Annotated in this window: 17 protein-coding genes; 12 read left to right on the top strand and 5 right to left on the bottom strand. The window is 70.1% G+C overall.

Annotated features, from left to right (window positions below):
- Window positions 1-25 precede the first annotated feature (25 nt).
- Together BA062_RS01195 and BA062_RS01190 are read left to right on the top strand one after the other, a co-directional pair.
- Entirely contained in the window at window positions 26-355 is a 330-nt protein-coding gene (locus BA062_RS01195; RefSeq protein WP_110334132.1) for a DMT family transporter, read from the top strand.
- Window positions 352-912: a TetR/AcrR family transcriptional regulator gene (locus tag BA062_RS01190; RefSeq protein WP_110334131.1), complete on the top strand. Its 561-nt coding sequence runs from the start codon at window positions 352-354 to the stop codon at window positions 910-912. The genes BA062_RS01195 and BA062_RS01190 overlap by 4 nt, the downstream gene beginning before the upstream one ends.
- 1 nt (window position 913) lies before the next feature.
- On the opposite strand, the gene BA062_RS01185 is transcribed toward BA062_RS01190, so the two are convergent.
- Window positions 914-1,486 carry a TetR/AcrR family transcriptional regulator gene (locus BA062_RS01185; RefSeq protein WP_110334130.1) on the bottom strand — a complete coding sequence of 191 codons (573 nt, stop codon included), beginning with the start codon at window positions 1,484-1,486 and terminating at the stop codon, window positions 914-916.
- A gap of 88 nt (window positions 1,487-1,574) precedes the next feature.
- Between BA062_RS01185 and BA062_RS01180 the strand changes: the two genes are divergently transcribed.
- Window positions 1,575-2,762 carry an MFS transporter gene (locus BA062_RS01180; protein WP_110334129.1) on the top strand — a complete coding sequence of 396 codons (1,188 nt, stop codon included), beginning with the start codon at window positions 1,575-1,577 and terminating at the stop codon, window positions 2,760-2,762.
- On the opposite strand, the gene BA062_RS01175 is transcribed toward BA062_RS01180, so the two are convergent.
- Entirely contained in the window at window positions 2,734-3,273 is a 540-nt protein-coding gene (locus tag BA062_RS01175) for a YbhB/YbcL family Raf kinase inhibitor-like protein (RefSeq protein WP_110334128.1), read from the bottom strand. The genes BA062_RS01180 and BA062_RS01175 overlap by 29 nt on opposite strands.
- A 182-nt stretch (window positions 3,274-3,455) precedes the next feature.
- Between BA062_RS01175 and BA062_RS01170 the strand changes: the two genes are divergently transcribed.
- The 7 genes from BA062_RS01170 to BA062_RS01140 all read left to right on the top strand — a co-directional run bounded on the left by BA062_RS01170 (window position 3,456) and on the right by BA062_RS01140 (window position 10,286).
- Window positions 3,456-4,121, top strand: a complete 666-nt coding sequence (locus BA062_RS01170) for a DUF4097 family beta strand repeat-containing protein (RefSeq protein ID WP_110334127.1) — start codon at window positions 3,456-3,458, stop codon at window positions 4,119-4,121.
- A gap of 187 nt (window positions 4,122-4,308) precedes the next feature.
- Entirely contained in the window at window positions 4,309-6,177 is a 1,869-nt protein-coding gene (gene dnaK / locus BA062_RS01165; protein WP_110334126.1) for a molecular chaperone DnaK, read from the top strand.
- Complete coding sequence (gene grpE / locus BA062_RS01160; RefSeq protein ID WP_110334125.1) at window positions 6,174-6,875, top strand: nucleotide exchange factor GrpE; 702 nt, start codon at window positions 6,174-6,176, stop codon at window positions 6,873-6,875. Before dnaK ends, grpE begins: the two co-directional genes overlap by 4 nt.
- Before the next feature lie 30 nt (window positions 6,876-6,905).
- Window positions 6,906-8,087 carry a molecular chaperone DnaJ gene (gene dnaJ / locus BA062_RS01155; RefSeq protein WP_110334124.1) on the top strand — a complete coding sequence of 394 codons (1,182 nt, stop codon included), beginning with the start codon at window positions 6,906-6,908 and terminating at the stop codon, window positions 8,085-8,087.
- Entirely contained in the window at window positions 8,087-8,530 is a 444-nt protein-coding gene (locus BA062_RS01150; protein ID WP_110334123.1) for a heat shock protein transcriptional repressor HspR, read from the top strand. The genes dnaJ and BA062_RS01150 overlap by 1 nt, the downstream gene beginning before the upstream one ends.
- Before the next feature lie 200 nt (window positions 8,531-8,730).
- Window positions 8,731-9,138 carry a YciI family protein gene (locus BA062_RS01145; protein ID WP_110334122.1) on the top strand — a complete coding sequence of 136 codons (408 nt, stop codon included), beginning with the start codon at window positions 8,731-8,733 and terminating at the stop codon, window positions 9,136-9,138.
- A gap of 8 nt (window positions 9,139-9,146) precedes the next feature.
- On the top strand, window positions 9,147-10,286 hold the full coding sequence (locus tag BA062_RS01140; RefSeq protein ID WP_110334332.1) for an RNA polymerase sigma factor: 1,140 nt from the start codon (window positions 9,147-9,149) through the stop codon (window positions 10,284-10,286).
- Here the strand turns inward: BA062_RS01140 and BA062_RS01135 are convergent.
- Window positions 10,270-10,992 carry a dienelactone hydrolase family protein gene (locus tag BA062_RS01135; protein WP_110334121.1) on the bottom strand — a complete coding sequence of 241 codons (723 nt, stop codon included), beginning with the start codon at window positions 10,990-10,992 and terminating at the stop codon, window positions 10,270-10,272. The genes BA062_RS01140 and BA062_RS01135 overlap by 17 nt on opposite strands.
- Window positions 10,992-12,167: a globin domain-containing protein gene (locus BA062_RS01130; protein WP_210406726.1), complete on the bottom strand. Its 1,176-nt coding sequence runs from the start codon at window positions 12,165-12,167 to the stop codon at window positions 10,992-10,994. The genes BA062_RS01135 and BA062_RS01130 overlap by 1 nt, the downstream gene beginning before the upstream one ends.
- 362 nt (window positions 12,168-12,529) lie before the next feature.
- Here BA062_RS01130 and BA062_RS01125 point away from each other — a divergent pair, with 362 nt between their 5' ends.
- Window positions 12,530-13,024, top strand: a complete 495-nt coding sequence (locus BA062_RS01125; RefSeq protein WP_110334119.1) for a MarR family winged helix-turn-helix transcriptional regulator — start codon at window positions 12,530-12,532, stop codon at window positions 13,022-13,024.
- A gap of 31 nt (window positions 13,025-13,055) precedes the next feature.
- On the opposite strand, the gene BA062_RS01120 is transcribed toward BA062_RS01125, so the two are convergent.
- Entirely contained in the window at window positions 13,056-14,642 is a 1,587-nt protein-coding gene (locus tag BA062_RS01120) for an alanine/glycine:cation symporter family protein (protein ID WP_110334331.1), read from the bottom strand.
- A gap of 169 nt (window positions 14,643-14,811) precedes the next feature.
- Between BA062_RS01120 and clpB the strand changes: the two genes are divergently transcribed.
- A complete protein-coding gene (gene clpB, locus BA062_RS01115; RefSeq protein WP_110334118.1) occupies window positions 14,812-17,421 on the top strand; it encodes an ATP-dependent chaperone ClpB in 2,610 nt (869 codons plus the stop codon).
- Window positions 17,422-17,481 lie beyond the last annotated feature (60 nt).

Below are 17,481 nucleotides of genomic sequence, written 5' to 3'. Positions count from 1 at the left end.
ACTATCGTTCCGATACTCTCGGTGTATGGGCGTGTATCTTCTCTTCGCCGGTGCGATCCTCACCGAGGTGACGGCCACCATCTCGCTGAAGTTCTCGCAGGGCTTCACCAAACTGGGCCCATCCATCCTCGTCGTCATCGGCTACGCGCTCTCGTTCACGCTGCTCGCGCAGGTGCTCAAGGCGGGGATTCCGGTCGCCGTCGTCTACGCGATCTGGTCCGCGGCCGGGGTCGCGCTGGTGGCGATCATCGGCACGCTGTTCCTCGGCGAGAGCATGAACCTGACGATGGTCGCCGGGCTGTTGCTCGTGATCGGCGGTGTGGTGTTGCTCGAGGCAGGCAGGACGGCGCATTGAGGCAGCGGGTCGACGGCCGCAAGGTCCGCGGCGAGAAGCGGCGAACGGAGATCATCGAGGCCACGCTGCGCGTGATCGAACGCGACGGCGTCGCGGGCGTCACCCATCGCACCGTGGCGAAGGAGGCCGGCGTGCCGACGACGTCGACCACCTACCACTTCGCGACCCTCGACGACCTGCTCATCGCCACCCTGATCGACTGCGCGCGGGACATGGCCACCGAGGTCTACTGGATGATCGACCGCGCGCGCTCGCGCGGCAGCCGGGGTGCCGAGGAGGTGGCGAACCTGCTCGCCGAGGCGCTCGGGCCGAGGCGGGGACGCACGATGGCCGAGTACGAGCTGTACCTGCTCGCGGCGCGCCGCCCCGAGCTGCGGCCCGCGGCCCGGCGCTGGCTCGACGTGCTGACGTCCATGGTGCGCCACGACGACGAGGTGGCCTTCCGGGTGTTCCTCGCCGGCATCGACGGGCTGCTCATCCAGGGCCTCATCGACGACGAGCCGCCGACGGCCGAGGAACTGCGGCCCGTCGTGGACTACCTGCTCAAGCCCCGTTGACTCAGGGCCGGGTGAGCCGCTCGACGGCGGTGTGGAGCGCGCTCGCCAGCTCGGCGGGGTCGGCGTCGGGGCCGAGCAGCATCCGCCGGATCTGCGGCACCACCGAGGGCCACTTGGCGAACTGCAGCAGCAGGAAGGTGAGCACCTCCGGCGCGAACTCCTTGGTGACCTTGCCCTGCTCCTGGCCCTCGCGGACGCTCGCGACCTTGTCGCGGTAGTGCTCGGTGCGCTCGGCCTCGGCCGCGATCGGCTCCTCGCCGCGTTCGAGCGCCTCCCACAGCAGCAGGCGGAGCAGCTCGGGGTGCCGGTCGTGGTAGGCGTGCAGGCGGTCGACGTAGCCGGGCAGGTCGGTGCCGTCGATGGGCACCGAGGCGGCGAGGTCGGCGAGCGCGCGTTCGAGCACGGCCCCGAAGAGGGCTTCCTTCCCGCCGAAGTAGGCGTAGATGAGCTGCTTGTTGGCGCTCGCCTCCCTGGCGATGCGGTCGACGCGCGCGCCCGCGATGCCGTGTGCGGCGAACTCGGTGGTCGCCGCGGCGAAGATGCGGGCCTTCGTGGCTTCGGAGTCGCGCGGCATGCGGCCAGCATAACCAACTGGATGGTTGACTCCGCGTCCCCGCGCGGGCTAGGTTTCCAACCATCCAGTTGGTTGCTAAGGGGGCTCCATGACCACGACCGCCGTGTCTCCGGGAACCGGCAGGCGGGTGATGCTCACCGCCGCCGCCGTGTGCTCCGGCGTCACCGTGGCGAACATCTACCTCGCGCAGCCCGTGCTCGGCCTCATCGCCGAGGGGCTGGGCACGTCGCGGGCCGCCGCCGGGTGGGTCGCGACCGCGGCACTGCTCGGCTACGCGCTGGGCGTGCTCTTCGTGGTGCCTCTCGGCGACAACAGCAACCGTCGCAGGCTCGTCGCCACGCTGAGCGTGCTCACCAGCGCGCTGCTCGTGGGCGCGGCACTGGCCCCGTCGGTGCCGGTGCTCGCCTGGTTCGCCGCGCTCGCCGCCGTGACCACGGTGGTGCCACAGGTGATCGTGCCGCTCGTCGTGCAGCGCGCGGAGCCCTCGCGGCGCGCGGTGTCGATGGGCTGGGTCCAGGCCGGGCTGATCGCGGGCATGATGCTGTCGCGCGTGCTGGGCGGCCAGCTCGGCGCGCTCTGGGGCTGGCGGGCGGTCTACCTCGTCGCGGCCGGGCTGACGCTCGTGACCGGGCTGCTCACGGCACGCGTGCTGCCGCGCGAGGGCGAGCGGGCGCCCGCACGCTACCGCGACCTGCTGCGCTCGCTGCCCGGCTACGTGCGCGGGGAGCCCGCGCTCCGGGGCGCCTGCCTTCGCCAGGCCGGGATGTTCGCGGCGTTTAACGTCGTGTGGAGCACGGTGGTGCTCGCGCTCACCGCGCCCCCGCACGGGCTCGGCGTCGGCACCGCGGGCCTCGTCGGCCTGCTCGGACTCGGCAGCGCGGCGGCGACCCCGCTGGGCGGCAGGTTCGTCGACCGGCGCGGTCCGCTGCTCGTGAGCGCCGTCGGCTTCGGGATCTTCGTCGTCGGCACCGGGCTCCTGCTCCTTGGCGGCAGTGTGCTGCCCGCACTGCTGGCCGGCATGGTCGTCATGCCGGTGGGGCTGCAGCTGGGTCTGGTGTCCAACCAGGCCGCGGCGCTCGCGGTGGACCCGGCAGCGGGCGGACGCCTGAACACGGTGTTCATGCTGGCGGCGTTCCTCGGCGGTTCCGCGGGGTCGGCGGTGGGCGCGGCGGCCTACGGCGCTGCCGGATGGACCGCCGCGTGCCTCACCGCCTTCGGCTTGCTGGGCGTCGGAGCCCTGGGCTACCTCAGCCCTGGTTCTCGTAGACCGGCGTGAGCGTGGCCCTGGCGAGGGTGTGGCCGAACATGTTGAAGCCGAGGAAGGCGGGCCGCGCGTCCTCGCCGACGTCGAGCGAGTCCACGTCGAGCGCGTGCACCGCGAAGATGTAGCGGTGCGGGCCGTGCCCCGGCGGAGGGGCGGCGCCGAGGAACTGCCGGACCCCGCCGTCACCGGCCAGCGTCCTGGCACCCTCGGGCAGACCGGACCCGCTCGCGTCGCCCGCACCCGAGGGCAGCTCCGTGACCGACGCCGGGATGTTGAACACCGCCCAGTGCCAGAAGCCGCTGCCCGTGGGGGCGTCCGGGTCGAAGCAGGTCACCGCGAAGCTCTTGGTCTCGGCGGGGAAGCCCTCCCACGCCAGGTGCGGCGAGCGGTCCTCACCGCCCGCGCCGAAGATGCCGCTCAGGTGCGGCGTCGCGAGCGTCTCCCCCTCGGCGACGTCGTTGCTGCGCAGCGTGAAGGACGGCACGGGCGGCAGCGATTCGTAGGGGTTCTGAGCTCGGGTCATGGGCTCTGGTCCTCCTCCAGCTCGTCGGTTCGATGTGGCTCCTCCCCGGAAGGCTAGTGATCTCCGGCCCCGACCGGGGGTAGGGACAGCCTCAGGGAGGAACCGGGGTTCACCCGGATACCCCCGCACTCCGCCGGGTCATAGCGTTGCCTGCGCAGAGAAGTTGCGGCGGGAGGACTCACATGGGGCGCGCTGGACTGGCCATCGGCGGTGTGGCGTTGATCGGGGTCGGGATCGCCTTCGGGCTCGGCTGGTTCTGGCCGGCGACGTCGGAGGCGACGGCGACCGTCGACCAGCGCGTCAGCAGGGTCGAGCTGGCGAACGACTCCGGCGACGTGCTCGTGCGCGCCGAGGAGGGCGCCGAGACCACGACCGTCCGGCAGCGGTTCAGCTACCGCTGGGGCGAGCCGGAGGAAGCGTACGAGGTGCGCGACGGCACGCTCGTGCTGGCGGGCTGCGGCTCGTGGTGCTCGGTGGACTACGAGGTGATCGTGCCCGAGGGGACCACGGTCAGCGGGTCGGTCGACTCCGGCGACGTCACCCTCGAGGACGTGAGCGACGTCCGGGTCCAGGCCGACTCCGGTGACTTCACCGGCACCCGGCTGCGGGGAGCCGTCGACGTGTCCGTCGACTCGGGCGACCTCACGCTGACCCTCGACGAGCCTCGCGACGTCAAGCTCGCCGCCGACAGCGGCGACGTGGAGGTGACCGTGCCCGACGGCGCGTACCGCGTCATCGGCACCACCGACTCCGGCGACCGGGAGATCGGCGTGACGCAGGACCCGGACGCGTCGGCGGTGCTCGACCTCTCCACCGACAGCGGCGACGTCACCGTGCATGCCGCGTAGGCCGCGCGGGAACAAGAAGGGCAGGCCAGTCGTTGTGCTGGCAGGAAGGTTGAGTGAGCCCGGCTCAAGTCCTGGTTGACGGCCGCGACGGCCTCCGGATACAACTTGAGTGAACCCCACTCAATGTGGAAGAAGCGACCTCGCCGGCAGGGCCGGCACAGCAAGTAAGTAAGCAGGAGGGAACACCATGGCGCGAGCGGTCGGCATCGACCTCGGCACGACCAACTCGGTCGTCGCGGTACTTGAAGGCGGCGAGCCGACGGTCATCGCCAACTCGGAGGGTTCGCGGACCACCCCGTCCGTCGTCGCCTTCGCCAAGAACGGCGAGGTGCTGACCGGGCAGCCCGCGAAGAACCAGGCCGTGACCAACGTCGACCGGACCATCAGGTCCGTGAAGCGGCACATGGGCACGGACTGGAAGAACGAGATCGACGGCAAGAACTACACGCCGCAGGAGATCAGCGCGCGCGTGCTGATGAAGCTCAAGCGCGACGCGGAGTCCTACCTCGGCGAGGAGATCACCGACGCGGTGATCACCGTTCCCGCCTACTTCGAGGACGCCCAGCGGCAGGCCACGAAGGAAGCGGGCCAGATCGCGGGCCTCAACGTGCTGCGCATCGTCAACGAGCCCACCGCCGCCGCGCTGGCCTACGGGCTCGACAAGGGCGAGAAGGAGCAGACCATCCTGGTCTTCGACCTCGGTGGCGGTACGTTCGACGTCTCGCTGCTCGAGATCGGCGAGGGTGTCGTCGAGGTGCGTGCCACCAGCGGTGACAACCACCTCGGTGGTGACGACTGGGACGAGCGCATCGTCAACTGGCTGGTCGACAAGTTCAAGTCCTCGCAGGGCATCGACCTGACCAAGGACCGCATGGCGATGCAGCGCATCAAGGAGGCCGCGGAGAAGGCCAAGATCGAGCTCTCCAGCTCCAGCAGCGCGAACATCAACCTGCCCTACATCACGGTCGACGCGGACAAGAACCCGCTGTTCCTCGACGAGACGCTGTCCCGCGCGGAGTTCCAGCGGATCACGTCCGACCTCCTCGACCGCACCAAGGCGCCGTTCAACAACGTCATCCGTGACGCGGGCATCTCGGTCGGCCAGATCGACCACGTCGTGCTCGTCGGTGGCTCCACCCGCATGCCGGCCGTCGCCGACCTGGTCAAGGAGCTGACCGGCGGCCGCGAGCCCAACAAGGGCGTGAACCCGGACGAGGTCGTCGCCGTGGGCGCGGCCCTGCAGGCCGGTGTGCTCAAGGGCGAGGTCAAGGACGTCCTGCTGCTCGACGTCACCCCGCTGTCGCTGGGCATCGAGACCAAGGGCGGCGTGTTCACCAAGCTCATCGAGCGCAACACCACGATCCCGACCAAGCGCTCGGAGATCTTCTCCACCGCGGACGACAACCAGCCGTCGGTGCAGATCCAGGTGTTCCAGGGTGAGCGCGAGATCGCCGCGCACAACAAGAAGCTCGGCATGTTCGAGCTGACCGGCCTCCCGCCCGCTCCGCGTGGCGTGCCGCAGATCGAGGTCACGTTCGACATCGACGCTAACGGCATCGTGCACGTGACCGCGAAGGACCTCGGCACGAACAAGGAGCAGTCGATGACCATCACCGGTGGCTCCGCGCTGCCGAAGGAGGACATCGACCGCATGGTCAAGGACGCCGAGGCGCACGCCGAGGAGGACAAGAAGCGCCGCGAGGAGGCCGAGACCCGCAACCAGGCCGAGACGCTGGTCTACCAGACCGAGAAGTTCGTCAAGGACAACGACGACAAGCTGCCCGAGGAGCTCAAGGGCAAGGTCAAGACCGCGATCGACGAGGCCAACGAGTCGCTCAAGGGCACCGACACGGCCAAGATCCGCGAGTCGATCGAGAAGCTGAACTCGGCCTCGCAGGAGCTGGCCACCGCCCTGTACGCCAACACCGGCGCACAGGCCCAGGGCAACCCTGGCGACGCGGGCACCGGCGCCGCGGGCGACGCGGGCACCGGTTCGTCGGCCAAGGCCGACGACGTCGTTGACGCCGAGATCGTCGATGAGGACGACAAGAAGTGACCGAACGCTACGACGAAACCGACCGACAGGAGTACCAGGAGCCAGTGGTCGTGCGGGATCGCCGGAAGATCGACCCGGAGACCGGTGAGCTTCGGCAGCCGGTGACCGAGCAGCCGCCGGAGGCGCCCGCCGAGCCGGGCGCCGCCGGCCCCGCTGCGGGTGAGGCGACCGTCGACGACGCTGTCGCGCCCGTGTCGGACCTCGAGAAGCAGCTCGAGGAACGCACGGCGGACCTCCAGCGGGTGCAGGCCGAGTACGCCAACTACCGCAGGCGGGTCGACCGCGACCGCGAGGCCGTGGTCGCCAGCGGCAAGGCGTCGCTCGTCAACGACCTGCTGCCGCTGCTCGACGATCTGGAGCGGGCCGAGCAGCACGGCGACCTCACGGGTGCGTTCAAGGCGGTGGCCGACAAACTCGTCGGCGCGCTGGAGCGGGCCGGGCTCGAGTCGTTCGGCAAGGAGGGCGAGCCCTTCGACCCGAGCGTGCACGAGGCCGTGCAGCACGACACCTCGCCCGACGTGACCGAGCCGACGGTGACGATGGTGCTGCGCCGTGGCTACCGGTTCTCCGACCGGGTGCTGCGGGCGGCGCTCGTCGGCGTCACCGACCACGAGCCGGGCGGCGCCCCCTCGGCAGAGCCGATCGACCCGCCGGTCGGCGGCGAGCTGCCCGTCGACGTCGATGAGAACGCACGCTGACCACGACCAGGAGGAAGGAGGAGACGCCGTATGAGCGCGCGCGAGTGGATCGGTAAGGACTTCTACCGTGAGCTCGGCGTCTCCTCCGACGCCTCTCAGGACGAGATCAAGAAGGCGTACCGGAAGCTGGCCAGGGAGAACCACCCCGACGCCAACCCCGGCAACACCGAGGCCGAGACGAAGTTCAAGGCGGTCTCGGAGGCGTACGGGGTGCTCTCCGACACGGCGAAGCGCAAGGAGTACGACGAGGCCAGGAGGCTGTTCGGCTCCGGAGGTCCCGGCGGCTTCGGCTTCCCGGGCGGGGGCGGCACCGGTACCGGCGGCTTCGACATCAACGACCTCTTCGGCCAGTCCGCGGCAGGCGGCGGCGGGTTCGGGGGGCTCGGCGACATGCTGGGCAACCTGTTCGGCCGCCGCGGCGGCGGTGGTGCCACGGCCGCTCGCGGGCAGCGTGGCGCCGACGTGGAGACCGATGTCCGGATCGACTTCGCCGAGGCGGTCAAGGGCGCGACCCTGCCGTTGCGGTTGTCGAGCCCCGCGACGTGCGGCACCTGTGGCGGCAACGGCGCCCGGCCGGGCACCAGGCCGAGGACGTGCCCGACGTGTGCGGGCTCGGGCCTGGTGAGCAGGAGCCAGGGCGCGTTCGCCTTCTCCGAGCCGTGCCGCGACTGCCGCGGCCGCGGCACGCTGATCGACGACCCGTGCCCCGAGTGCGCCGGTGAGGGCATCAGCACCAGGACCAGGACGCTGACCGTGCGGATCCCCGCGGGGGTCGACGACAACCAGCGGATCCGCCTCGCGGGCCAGGGCGAGCCGGGCAGGGGCGGTGCCTCGGCCGGTGACCTGTACGTGCGCGTGCACGTCAACCCGCACCCGGTGTTCGGCCGGTCGGGCAACGACCTGACGATCACGATGCCGGTGGAGTTCTCCGAACTCGTGCTCGGCACCACGCTCACCGTGCCCACGCTGGAGTCGAAGGTCTCGGTCAAGGTGCCGGCCGGCACCGCGAGCGGCCGCGTGCTCCGCGTGCGCGGCAAGGGCATCGCCAAGCGGGACGGCACCCAGGGCGACCTGCTGGTCACCCTTCAGGTCGTGATCCCGGGCAAGCTCGACGGCAAGGCGAAGGCCGCGCTGGAGTCCTACGCCGAGGCGGTCGCGAAGCACGATCCGCGACCGGAGATCACCGCGCTGTTGCGAGACAGGGGGGCATGATGTTCGGTTCCGGTTTCCCGGGCGGGCTGCCGCACGGCGCCGACGAGGACACGCCGGTCTTCGTCATCTCGGTCGCCGCGCAGCTGTCCGGGCTGCACGCGCAGACGTTGCGCTCGTACGACCGGCTGGGGCTCGTGAGCCCCGGCCGGACGTCCGGCGGCGGCAGGCGCTACTCCATGCGGGACATCGCGCTGCTGCGTGAGGTGCAGCGGCTGTCCCAGGAGGAGGGCGTCAACCTCGCCGGGATCAAGCGCATCATCGAGCTGGAGAACCAGGTCGAGGCGCTGCAGCACCGGGTACGGGAACTGACCGAGGAACTGGCGACCGCCTACGCCGCGGCCGAGCAGGCCGCGGCCGCCGTCCACGCTTCCTATCGCAAGGACCTGGTGCCGGTTCGCACCCAGAACGCGCTCGTGGTGTGGAAACCCCGCCGCCGAGGCTGACCCACGCACCCATCCGCCACCCACCCATCCAGCCAGCCAGCTGCAGTGAAGGCCACCTTGCCTGCGTTGAACGCAGTGATGGTGGCCTTCACTGCAGTTGGTTCGAAAAAGTTCGCGGGTTCGTGTCGAGAAGCCGCAAACGGCTCCGTCCTCGGGGTGAACGTGACCAGAATGGGTCACCAGCACCGAGGAGAGACATCATGGCGAAGTACCTGCTGCTGAAGCACTACCGCGGCGCCCCGGCAGCCGTCAACGACGTTCCCATGGAGAAGTGGACGCCGGAGGAGATCTCGGCGCACATCCAGTACATGCGCGACTTCGCGACCCGGCTGGAGCAGACCGGCGAGTTCGTCGACGGCCAGGCGCTCGCCCCTGAGGGGACGTTCGTGCGGTACGACGGCGAGGGGCGCCCGCCCGTCACCGACGGGCCGTTCGCCGAGACCAAGGACCTCATCGCCGGCTGGATGGTGATCGACGTCGACAGCTACGAGCGTGCCGTCGAACTGGCCGGAGAGCTGTCGGCGGCCCCCGGCGCCGGCGGGAAGCCGATCCACGAGTGGCTCGAACTGCGCCCGTTTCTGACCGAGCCGCCCACCGTCACGGAGTGACGTCCGAGATGGACGAGGCCCTGCTCAGGAGCCTCACCCCGAACGTGCTCGGGATCCTCGTCCGCCGTGGAGCCGACTTCGCGGCGGCCGAGGATGCCGTGCAGGACGCCCTGGTGGAGGCGCTTCGCGCCTGGCCCGCCGAACCTCCCCGCGATCCCAAGGGCTGGCTGGTCACCGTGGCCTGGCGCAAGTTCCTCGACGCGACCAGGTCGGACACCGCTCGCCGCAGGCGCGAGGATCTCGTCGACGAGGAACCGGCGCCGGGCCCCGCGCAGTCGGTGGACGACACACTCCAGCTGTACTTCCTGTGCGCCCACCCGTCGCTGACGCCGTCGTCCGCTGTCGCGCTGACGCTGCGGGCGGTCGGTGGGCTGACGACCCGCCAGATCGCGCAGGCGTACCTGGTGCCCGAGGCGACGATGGCGCAGCGCATCAGCCGGGCCAAGCGCACCGTGAGCACCGCGCGCTTCGACCAGCCCGGCGACGTCGCCACCGTGCTGCGCGTTCTGTACCTGGTCTTCAACGAGGGCTACTCCGGGGACCTCGACCTGGCCGCCGAGGCCATCCGGCTCACCCGGCAGCTCGCCGCGGCGATCGACCACCCCGAGGTGGCGGGACTGCTCGCGCTCATGCTGCTCCACCACGCGCGACGGGCGAGCAGGACCGCGCCCGACGGAAGCCTGGTGCCGCTCGCCGAGCAGGACCGGGGCCGGTGGGACACCGCGTTGATCGCCGAGGGGGTCGAGATCCTGCAGGCGGCGCTGGCCCGCGACCGGCTCGGCGAGTTCCAGGCACAGGCCGCCATCGCGGCGCTCCACGCCGACGCGCAGACCGCCGAGGAGACCGACTGGGTGCAGATCGTCGAGTGGTACGACGAGCTCGTGCGCCTCACCGACAGTCCGGTCGTACGGCTCAACCGGGCGGTGGCCGTCGGCGAGGCCGACGGGCCGAGGGCCGGGCTCGCGGCGCTCGCGGAACTGGACGATTCGCTGCCCCGCCACACGGCGGTGGCGGCGTACCTCCACGAGCGCGACGGCGATGTGGAGAAGGCGGCCCTGCTGTACGCCGAGGCGGCCAGGAAGGCACTCAACCTCGCCGAGCGCGACTACCTGACCCGGCAGGCCGCCCGGCTCAACGCCCGCCCGTGACCGGTCGCTTCAGGTGCTCGGCGAAGAAGGCCAGCACTCGCCGCCACGCGTCCTCGCTCGACTCGTGGTGATAGCCGAAGCCGGTGACCTTGGCGAGCAGGTTGAGCGGGCCGAGCGGCAGCTGGTTGGCGAAGCTGTGCCCGGCGGCCGGGTACTCCTTGACGTCGTGCGGGATGTCGCGCGCGGTGAGCTCGGCCTTGAGTACCGCCGCCTTGCCCTTCAGCGACGGGTCCCGCTTGCCGAAGCTCGCCACGATCGGGCACGCGCCGTCGAGCACGGAGAGGTCCTTGGGCAGCTGGCCGTAGTACGGGGCGGAGGCGCCGAAGCCGCTGCTCGCGGCGGCGAGCGCGAAGCCACCGCCCATGCAGAAGCCGACGATGCCCACCTCGCCCGTGCAGTCCTCGCGGTCTGCCAGAGTCCGCCTGGCCGCGTCGAGGTCGTCGAACGCCTGCCCTTTCGCGGCCATGAGCGCGGAGAACACCGATCTGACGCAGCGGAGGCCGCCGCGCGAGTACAGGTCGGGCGCGAGTGCGGCGAAGCCCGCGGTCGCGAAGCGGTCGGCGATGCGGCGCGTGTCGCGGCCGAGCCCCAGCGCGTCGTGCACCACGACGACGCCCGGCCACGGCGGCGGCCCGGAGATCTCCCGCTGCGGCAGGGCGAGATAGCCCCTGACGGCGCCGTCGGCGACCGGGATCGACGTCTCCATCAGTCGATGGTGAACGGGTCGTAGCGGATCTGGTCGAGCGCCGTGCCCGCGACGAGCATCCGCGACACGGTGGCCCTGATCATCGCGGGCGAGCCGGACACGAGCACGTCGTGGTTCGGCCAGGCCCCGTGCCTGGTCACGGCGTCGGCGAGGGTGCCGTGCTCGAAGCCGGGCAGGCCCTCGGCGTGCTCCACCACGGGGCACACGGTCAGCCACGGGTTGGTGGAGGCCATCGCCCGCAGCTGTTCGAGGTCGTAGAGGTCCTCGTGGGTGGCGCCGCCGTAGAACAGCGTGACCTTCGGGTTGGTGCCCCACTGGGCGAGGTCGTCGAGCACGGCCCGCAGTGGGGCGAGGCCGGTGCCGCCCGCGATCATCAGCACGTCACGGCCGGACTCGCGGTTGACGGCGAGCCTGCCCATCGGCGGTCCGATGCGCCAGGTGTCGCCGCTCTGCGTGTGGCTGACGATCGCTCGGGAAACCCAGCCGCCCTCGACCGCGCGCACGTGGAACTCCAGCGAGCCGTCGGGGCGCGGCGCGTTGGCGGGTGAAAGGTAGCGCCAGAGCCGTGGCCGCTGCGGTACCTCGATGCTCAGGTACTGGCCGGCCTGGTACGGCACGTGCTGCTCGGGCTCGACGCGGATCAGAGCGAGGTCCCAGCTGAGCCTGCGGTGCTCGGCGACCGTGCCGATCCACGACGGCGGGTGCTCGCTGGCCGCGGCGGCGTCCTGCATGGAGCGGGCGATGATCGTGTACGCCTCCGCCCACGCGCGCTCGACCTGCGGCGTCCACGCTTCACCGAGGTGACGCTTGAGCGCGGCGAGCAGCGCGGTGCCCACGGCCTCGTAGTGCGTGGGGATGACGCCGAACTTGCGGTGGTCGCGGCCGAGCTGGCGCAGGAACGGTGCCAGGTCGTCGGGGCGATCGACCATCTGCACGATGTGCACCAGCGCGCGCACGAGCCTGCCGCGCTGCGCCTCCATGTTGATCGGGAAGAAGTCACGCGTCGCGGGGGCGAGCGTGAAGAGCATGCCGTAGAAGAACTGCGAGATCTCGGGGGTGTAGGGCTCGGCCTGGCGCCAGGTGTCCCGGATCAGTTCGACCATGGCGGTCACCGCGGGTGGTGGAGTTCTGGCCGGTGCCACCCGCGGTATTGGACTGATCGCGTCGGCTGTCATTCGTCTGCCCCAGTGGGTCCGCGTCGAGCGGGCTGATTGATACGCACAGTAATGAAAAGGCGGTCGCGATTATTCACGAACGGGTGACGGTGGATGGTGCGACTGCCCCAGCAGGTCAGTGACCCACGTCCAGTGCGGAGGCTCCATGAATAATCCACCTTTCTGAGCAAGCGCCGACCCAACATTAGGTTCCCGTGCAGCCGGGCGGTAGTCGCTGTGCGAGTTGTCCCCCTGTGGTTGCTCCGGATGGGTGGTACTAGAGTCCGCTTAGTGCCCTATTTCACCTGATACACGGTTTCGCGACGCCGCCGGCCGAGTAGAATTTGTATAGAGCAAGTAACTTACTGTGACCAGGTGAGGCCATGAACCCCTCGGACGAGGTCTGTGTCGATCTCATGCGGCAGATCCGCACGTCGTCTCAGTTGCACCAGGCGTGGGTCATGCAGCTCTGGCAGACCGGCGACGGCCCGCACCCCGCTGCCGTCATGCTCCTCTCGGAGATCGACCGGCATGGTGAACTGCGGCTCTCCGAGCTGGCGAAGCTGCGGATGGTCGACATCTCGGTGGTCAGCAGGCAGATCGGCCAGCTCGCGTCCTTCGGTCTGGTCGAGCGTCGGCCGTCGCCGGAGGACGGCAGGGTCACGCTCGTCACGGTCTCGGACAAGGGGCACCAGCACCTGGAGCGCTGGCGGCAGCTGCACGTCGACTTCGTGCGCAACGCACTCGCCGACTGGGACGAAGCGGAACTCGAGGACCTCGCCGGCAGGCTGCGGGCCGTGAACGACGATCTGCGCGCGATGGTCGGCGCGCAGGCTCCGAACCAGGAACGGCCCGCCACCCGGGGCAAGACCGGGTAGCGGGCCGTCGGCCAGGGCGGTGCTCAGCGGATCAGCTGCGCACCTTCTCGATCTTCTTCACCTCGCCGGAGCGCAGCTTGCCCGCGAAGTCGGCGACCTCACGCTTGACCACCGGCACCAGCAGGTACAGGCCGATGATGTTGAACAGCGCGAGCAGGAACAGCACGGCATCGGCGAAGCTGAGCACGCTGCCCAGCGTCAGCACGCAGCCCGCGATCGTGAGCAGGCAGAAGATCGCCTGGTAGACGCGCTCCGCGGTCCGCGACTTGCCGAACAGGAACGCCCACGCCTTCTGGCCGTAGTAGCCCCAGGTGATGATCGTCGACAGGGCGAAGAGCACCACCGCGATCGTCAGCACGTACGGGAACCACGGCAGCACCGTCTCGAACGACTCCGACGTCACGGTCACACCGTCCGGCGTCTCGCCGCCCGCGGCCACGGTCGCCTTCGCGTCGTTCCAGAACTGCGTGTTGGCGATGACGACGGTCAGCGCGGTCATCGTGCAGACGATCACCGTGTCGATGAACGGCTCCAGCAGCGCGACGTACCCCTCGGTGATCGGGTTCTTCGTCTTCACCGCCGAATGCGCGATGGGGGCGGAGCCCAGGCCTGCCTCGTTGGAGAACGCGGAACGCTGGAAGCCGACGATCAGTGCGCCGATGGCACCACCCGCGACACCCTCGCCCGTGAACGCGCCCGAGATGATCTCGCCGAACGCCGACGGAACGTCGCTGATGTTGACGCCGATGACGATGAGGCACGCGGAGATGTAGATGATCGCCATCGCGGGCACGAGGCGGCTGGTCACGGCGCCGATCGACTTGATGCCGCCGATGATCACCGCGCCGACGACGATCGCGAGCACGACGCCGAAGACGAACGCGGCGCCGTCGCTGGCGAGGAACCCGTCGTCGCCGCCGGTGACGTCGCGCAGCTGCGCGAAGGTCTGGTTGGCCTGGAACATGTTGCCGCCCGCGAAGGCGAAGAACAGCAGCATGATGGCCGCGAGCACGGCGAGCACCTTGCCGAGGCCGATGCCGAAGCCGTTGCGGAACCGGTCGGCGAGACCCTTGCGCAGGTAGTGCATGGGGCCGCCGGAGACCGTGCCGTCCTCGTGCACCTCGCGGTACTTCACGCCCAGGGTGCATTCGACGAACTTGGTGCACATGGCGAGCAGGCCGGCGACGATCATCCAGAACGTCGCGCCCGCACCGCCGATGGTCACGGCCACACCGACACCGGCGATGTTGCCGAGCCCGACCGTTCCCGACAGCGCGGAGGCCAGCGCCTGGAAGTGGTTGATCTCGCCCGGTTCGTCCGGGTTGGTGTACTTGCCCCTGACGAGCTCGGTGGCGAGCTTGAACCTGCGGAACTGGATGAAGCCGAAGTAGCAGGTGAAGATGGCCGCGGCGAGGATGAGCCACGCGACGATCCACGGGAACGAGATGCTGCCGATCGTCAGCTCGGCGAACACGAAGTTGGACAGGCCGTCCGAGATGGGAGTGAAGACTTCGTTGATCCACTCCTCGATCGAGGCAAGGGTGCCTCCCTCGGCGGCGAGGACATGGGTCTCGGGCGGTGAGCTCGTGGCCGGCGGCCCAAATGTGATGACAGACATGGTCCGGTAGTTCATCCCAATGGGTTGGTAAATGGCAAGCCACGGGCCACAGTCGTTACTTTGGGAAACATCGGGTTGAGCGGAACAGACTCAACTTTCCTGACGTTGTGCATAGCGACGGCCTCTGCGGGAGGCTTGGTGCAGGCAGCTTTCGACCAGAGGTGAGGGGATGGACTCTTTCAACCCGACCACGAAGACTCAGCAGGCGATCTCGTCCGCGGCACAGGCCGCCACGATGGCGGGCAACCCGGAGATCTCGCCCGCGCACCTGCTCGGTGCCCTGCTGTCCCAGGGTGACGGCCTTGCCGGGCCGCTGCTGACCGCGGTCGGGGCCGACGCGGACGTGGTGCACAAGGAGCTGGAGCCGATCATCGCCGGCCTGCCGTCGGCGACCGGCGCGACCGTGTCGACGCCGCAGTTCGACGGGCACGCCGTCAAGTCGCTGACGCACGCGCAGAAGCTGGCCACCGAGCTCGGGGACGAGTACGTCTCCACCGAGCACGTCCTCGTCGGTCTCGCGGCCGAGGGCGGTCCCGTCGCAGGGCTGCTCAAGCGGCACGGGGCGACGCCGGACGCGCTGCGCGAGGCGTTCACCAAGGTCCGCGGCTCCGCCCGCGTGACCAACCCGGACCCCGAGGGCACATACAAGGCGCTGGAGAAGTACGGCCTCGACCTCACCGCCGCGGCGCGGGCGGGCGAGCTGGACCCGGTGATCGGGCGCGACACCGAGATCCGCCGGGTCGTGCAGGTGCTGTCGCGCCGCACCAAGAACAACCCGGTGCTGATCGGTGAGCCCGGCGTCGGCAAGACCGCCATCGTCGAGGGCCTCGCCCAGCGCATCGTCGCGGGCGACGTGCCCGAGTCGCTGCGCGGCAAGCGCGTCGTGTCGCTCGACCTCGGCTCGATGGTCGCCGGTTCGAAGTACCGCGGCGAGTTCGAGGAGCGGCTGAAGGCCGTGCTCAAGGAGATCAAGGAGTCCAACGGCCAGGTCGTCACGTTCATCGACGAGCTGCACACCATCGTCGGTGCGGGCGGCACCGGCGAAGGCGGAGCCATGGACGCGGGCAACATGATCAAGCCGATGCTCGCGCGCGGCGAGCTGCGCATGGTCGGCGCCACCACGCTCGACGAGTACCGCAAGCACATCGAGAAGGACGCCGCGCTGGAGCGCCGCTTCCAGCAGGTGCTCGTCGGCGAGCCGTCGGTGGAGGACGCCATCGGCATCCTGCGGGGTCTCAAGGAGCGCTACGAGGTGCACCACGGTGTGCGCATCACCGACGCGGCGCTGGTGGCGGCCGCGACGCTGTCCGACCGCTACATCACCGCGCGCTTCCTGCCCGACAAGGCCATCGACCTCGTCGACGAGGCCGCGTCGCGGCTGCGCATGGAGATCGACTCCCGGCCCGTCGAGATCGACGAGGTCGAGCGCGCCGTGCGCCGCATGGAGATCGAGGAGATGGCGCTCGAGAAGGAGGATGACGCCGCCTCCCGGGAGCGCCTGACCGCACTGCGCGCCGAGCTGGCCGAGAAGCGCGAGGAGCTGTCGGCGCTGACCGCGCGCTGGCAGAACGAGAAGGGCTCGATCGAGAAGGTCCGCGAGCTCAAGGAGCAGCTGGAGCAGTTGCGTGGCGAGGCCGACCGCGCCGAGCGCGACGCTGACCTCGGGCGTGCCGCCGAGCTGCGCTACGGCCGCATCCCCGCACTCGAGAAGGAGCTGGCCGAGGCCACCGCGGTCACGGAGTCTCCCCAGGCCAAGGCGGACGTGATGCTCAAGGAGGAGGTCGGAGCTGACGACGTCGCCGACGTCGTGAGCGCGTGGACGGGTATCCCGGCGGGCCGCCTGCTGGAGGGCGAGACCGGCAAACTGCTGCGCATGGAGCAGGAGCTGACCAACCGGGTCGTCGGCCAGTCCGACGCCGTGAAGGTGGTCTCCGACGCGGTGCGCAGGGCCAGGGCGGGGGTCGCCGACCCCGACCGGCCGACGGGCTCGTTCCTGTTCCTCGGCCCGACCGGTGTCGGCAAGACGGAGCTGGCGAAGGCGCTCGCCGAGTTCCTCTTCGACGACGAGCGGGCGATGCTGCGCATCGACATGAGCGAGTACAGCGAGAAGCACAGCGTCGCGCGGCTGGTCGGCGCCCCGCCCGGCTACGTGGGCTATGACCAGGGTGGTCAGCTCACCGAGTCGGTGCGCAGGCGGCCGTACTCGGTGGTGCTGCTCGACGAGGTGGAGAAGGCCCACCCCGACGTGTTCGACGTGCTGCTGCAGGTGCTCGACGACGGCAGGCTTACCGACGGCCAGGGCCGCACGGTCGACTTCCGCAACACGATCCTGGTGCTGACGTCGAACCTCGGCTCGCAGGCGATCGCGGACGCGACGCTGGACGAGCGGCAGCGCACCGACGCCGTGCTGTCGGTGGTGCAGCGGCACTTCAAGCCGGAGTTCTTGAACCGGCTCGACGACATCGTGGTGTTCCACGCGCTCGACACCGAGCAGCTGGCGTCCATTGTGGACATCCAGGTGCGGCGGCTGGCGCAGCGGCTCTCGCAGCGCAGGCTCACGCTCGACGTCTCGCCCGCCGCCCGCGAGTGGCTCGCGCTCAACGGCTACGACCCCATCTACGGCGCGCGGCCGCTGCGGCGGCTCGTGCAGTCGGCGATCGGCGACGAGCTGGCCCGCAAGCTGCTGGCCGGTGACATCCGGGACGGCGACACCGTGAAGGTCGACGTGCCGGAACTCGACGCCGGCAACGGCTCCCTGTTGGTGACCCGGGCCGACTGAGCCCAAACGAGTACCCGCGACACGGCCCGCTGATCTTGGTCGGCGGGCCGTGAGGGATAC

Source organism: Prauserella flavalba (assembly GCF_003202235.1).
Lineage (GTDB): Bacteria > Actinomycetota > Actinomycetes > Mycobacteriales > Pseudonocardiaceae > Prauserella_A > Prauserella_A flavalba.
Note: the sequence above shows the minus strand (reverse complement) of the source record. Positions and strands in the feature narration are given on the sequence as shown.

Coding starts and splice junctions, on each gene's coding strand:
- BA062_RS01130 (WP_210406726.1), bottom strand. CDS start 12,167: ATGACAGCCGACGCGATCAGTCCAATACCGCGGGTGGCACCGGCCAGA.
- BA062_RS01180 (WP_110334129.1), top strand. CDS start 1,575: ATGACCACGACCGCCGTGTCTCCGGGAACCGGCAGGCGGGTGATGCTC.
- dnaK (WP_110334126.1), top strand. CDS start 4,309: ATGGCGCGAGCGGTCGGCATCGACCTCGGCACGACCAACTCGGTCGTC.
- dnaJ (WP_110334124.1), top strand. CDS start 6,906: ATGAGCGCGCGCGAGTGGATCGGTAAGGACTTCTACCGTGAGCTCGGC.
- BA062_RS01170 (WP_110334127.1), top strand. CDS start 3,456: ATGGGGCGCGCTGGACTGGCCATCGGCGGTGTGGCGTTGATCGGGGTC.
- BA062_RS01125 (WP_110334119.1), top strand. CDS start 12,530: ATGAACCCCTCGGACGAGGTCTGTGTCGATCTCATGCGGCAGATCCGC.
- BA062_RS01145 (WP_110334122.1), top strand. CDS start 8,731: ATGGCGAAGTACCTGCTGCTGAAGCACTACCGCGGCGCCCCGGCAGCC.
- BA062_RS01140 (WP_110334332.1), top strand. CDS start 9,147: ATGGACGAGGCCCTGCTCAGGAGCCTCACCCCGAACGTGCTCGGGATC.
- clpB (WP_110334118.1), top strand. CDS start 14,812: ATGGACTCTTTCAACCCGACCACGAAGACTCAGCAGGCGATCTCGTCC.
- BA062_RS01195 (WP_110334132.1), top strand. CDS start 26: ATGGGCGTGTATCTTCTCTTCGCCGGTGCGATCCTCACCGAGGTGACG.
- BA062_RS01175 (WP_110334128.1), bottom strand. CDS start 3,273: ATGACCCGAGCTCAGAACCCCTACGAATCGCTGCCGCCCGTGCCGTCC.
- BA062_RS01150 (WP_110334123.1), top strand. CDS start 8,087: ATGTTCGGTTCCGGTTTCCCGGGCGGGCTGCCGCACGGCGCCGACGAG.
- BA062_RS01120 (WP_110334331.1), bottom strand. CDS start 14,642: ATGTCTGTCATCACATTTGGGCCGCCGGCCACGAGCTCACCGCCCGAG.
- BA062_RS01135 (WP_110334121.1), bottom strand. CDS start 10,992: ATGGAGACGTCGATCCCGGTCGCCGACGGCGCCGTCAGGGGCTATCTC.
- BA062_RS01185 (WP_110334130.1), bottom strand. CDS start 1,486: ATGCCGCGCGACTCCGAAGCCACGAAGGCCCGCATCTTCGCCGCGGCG.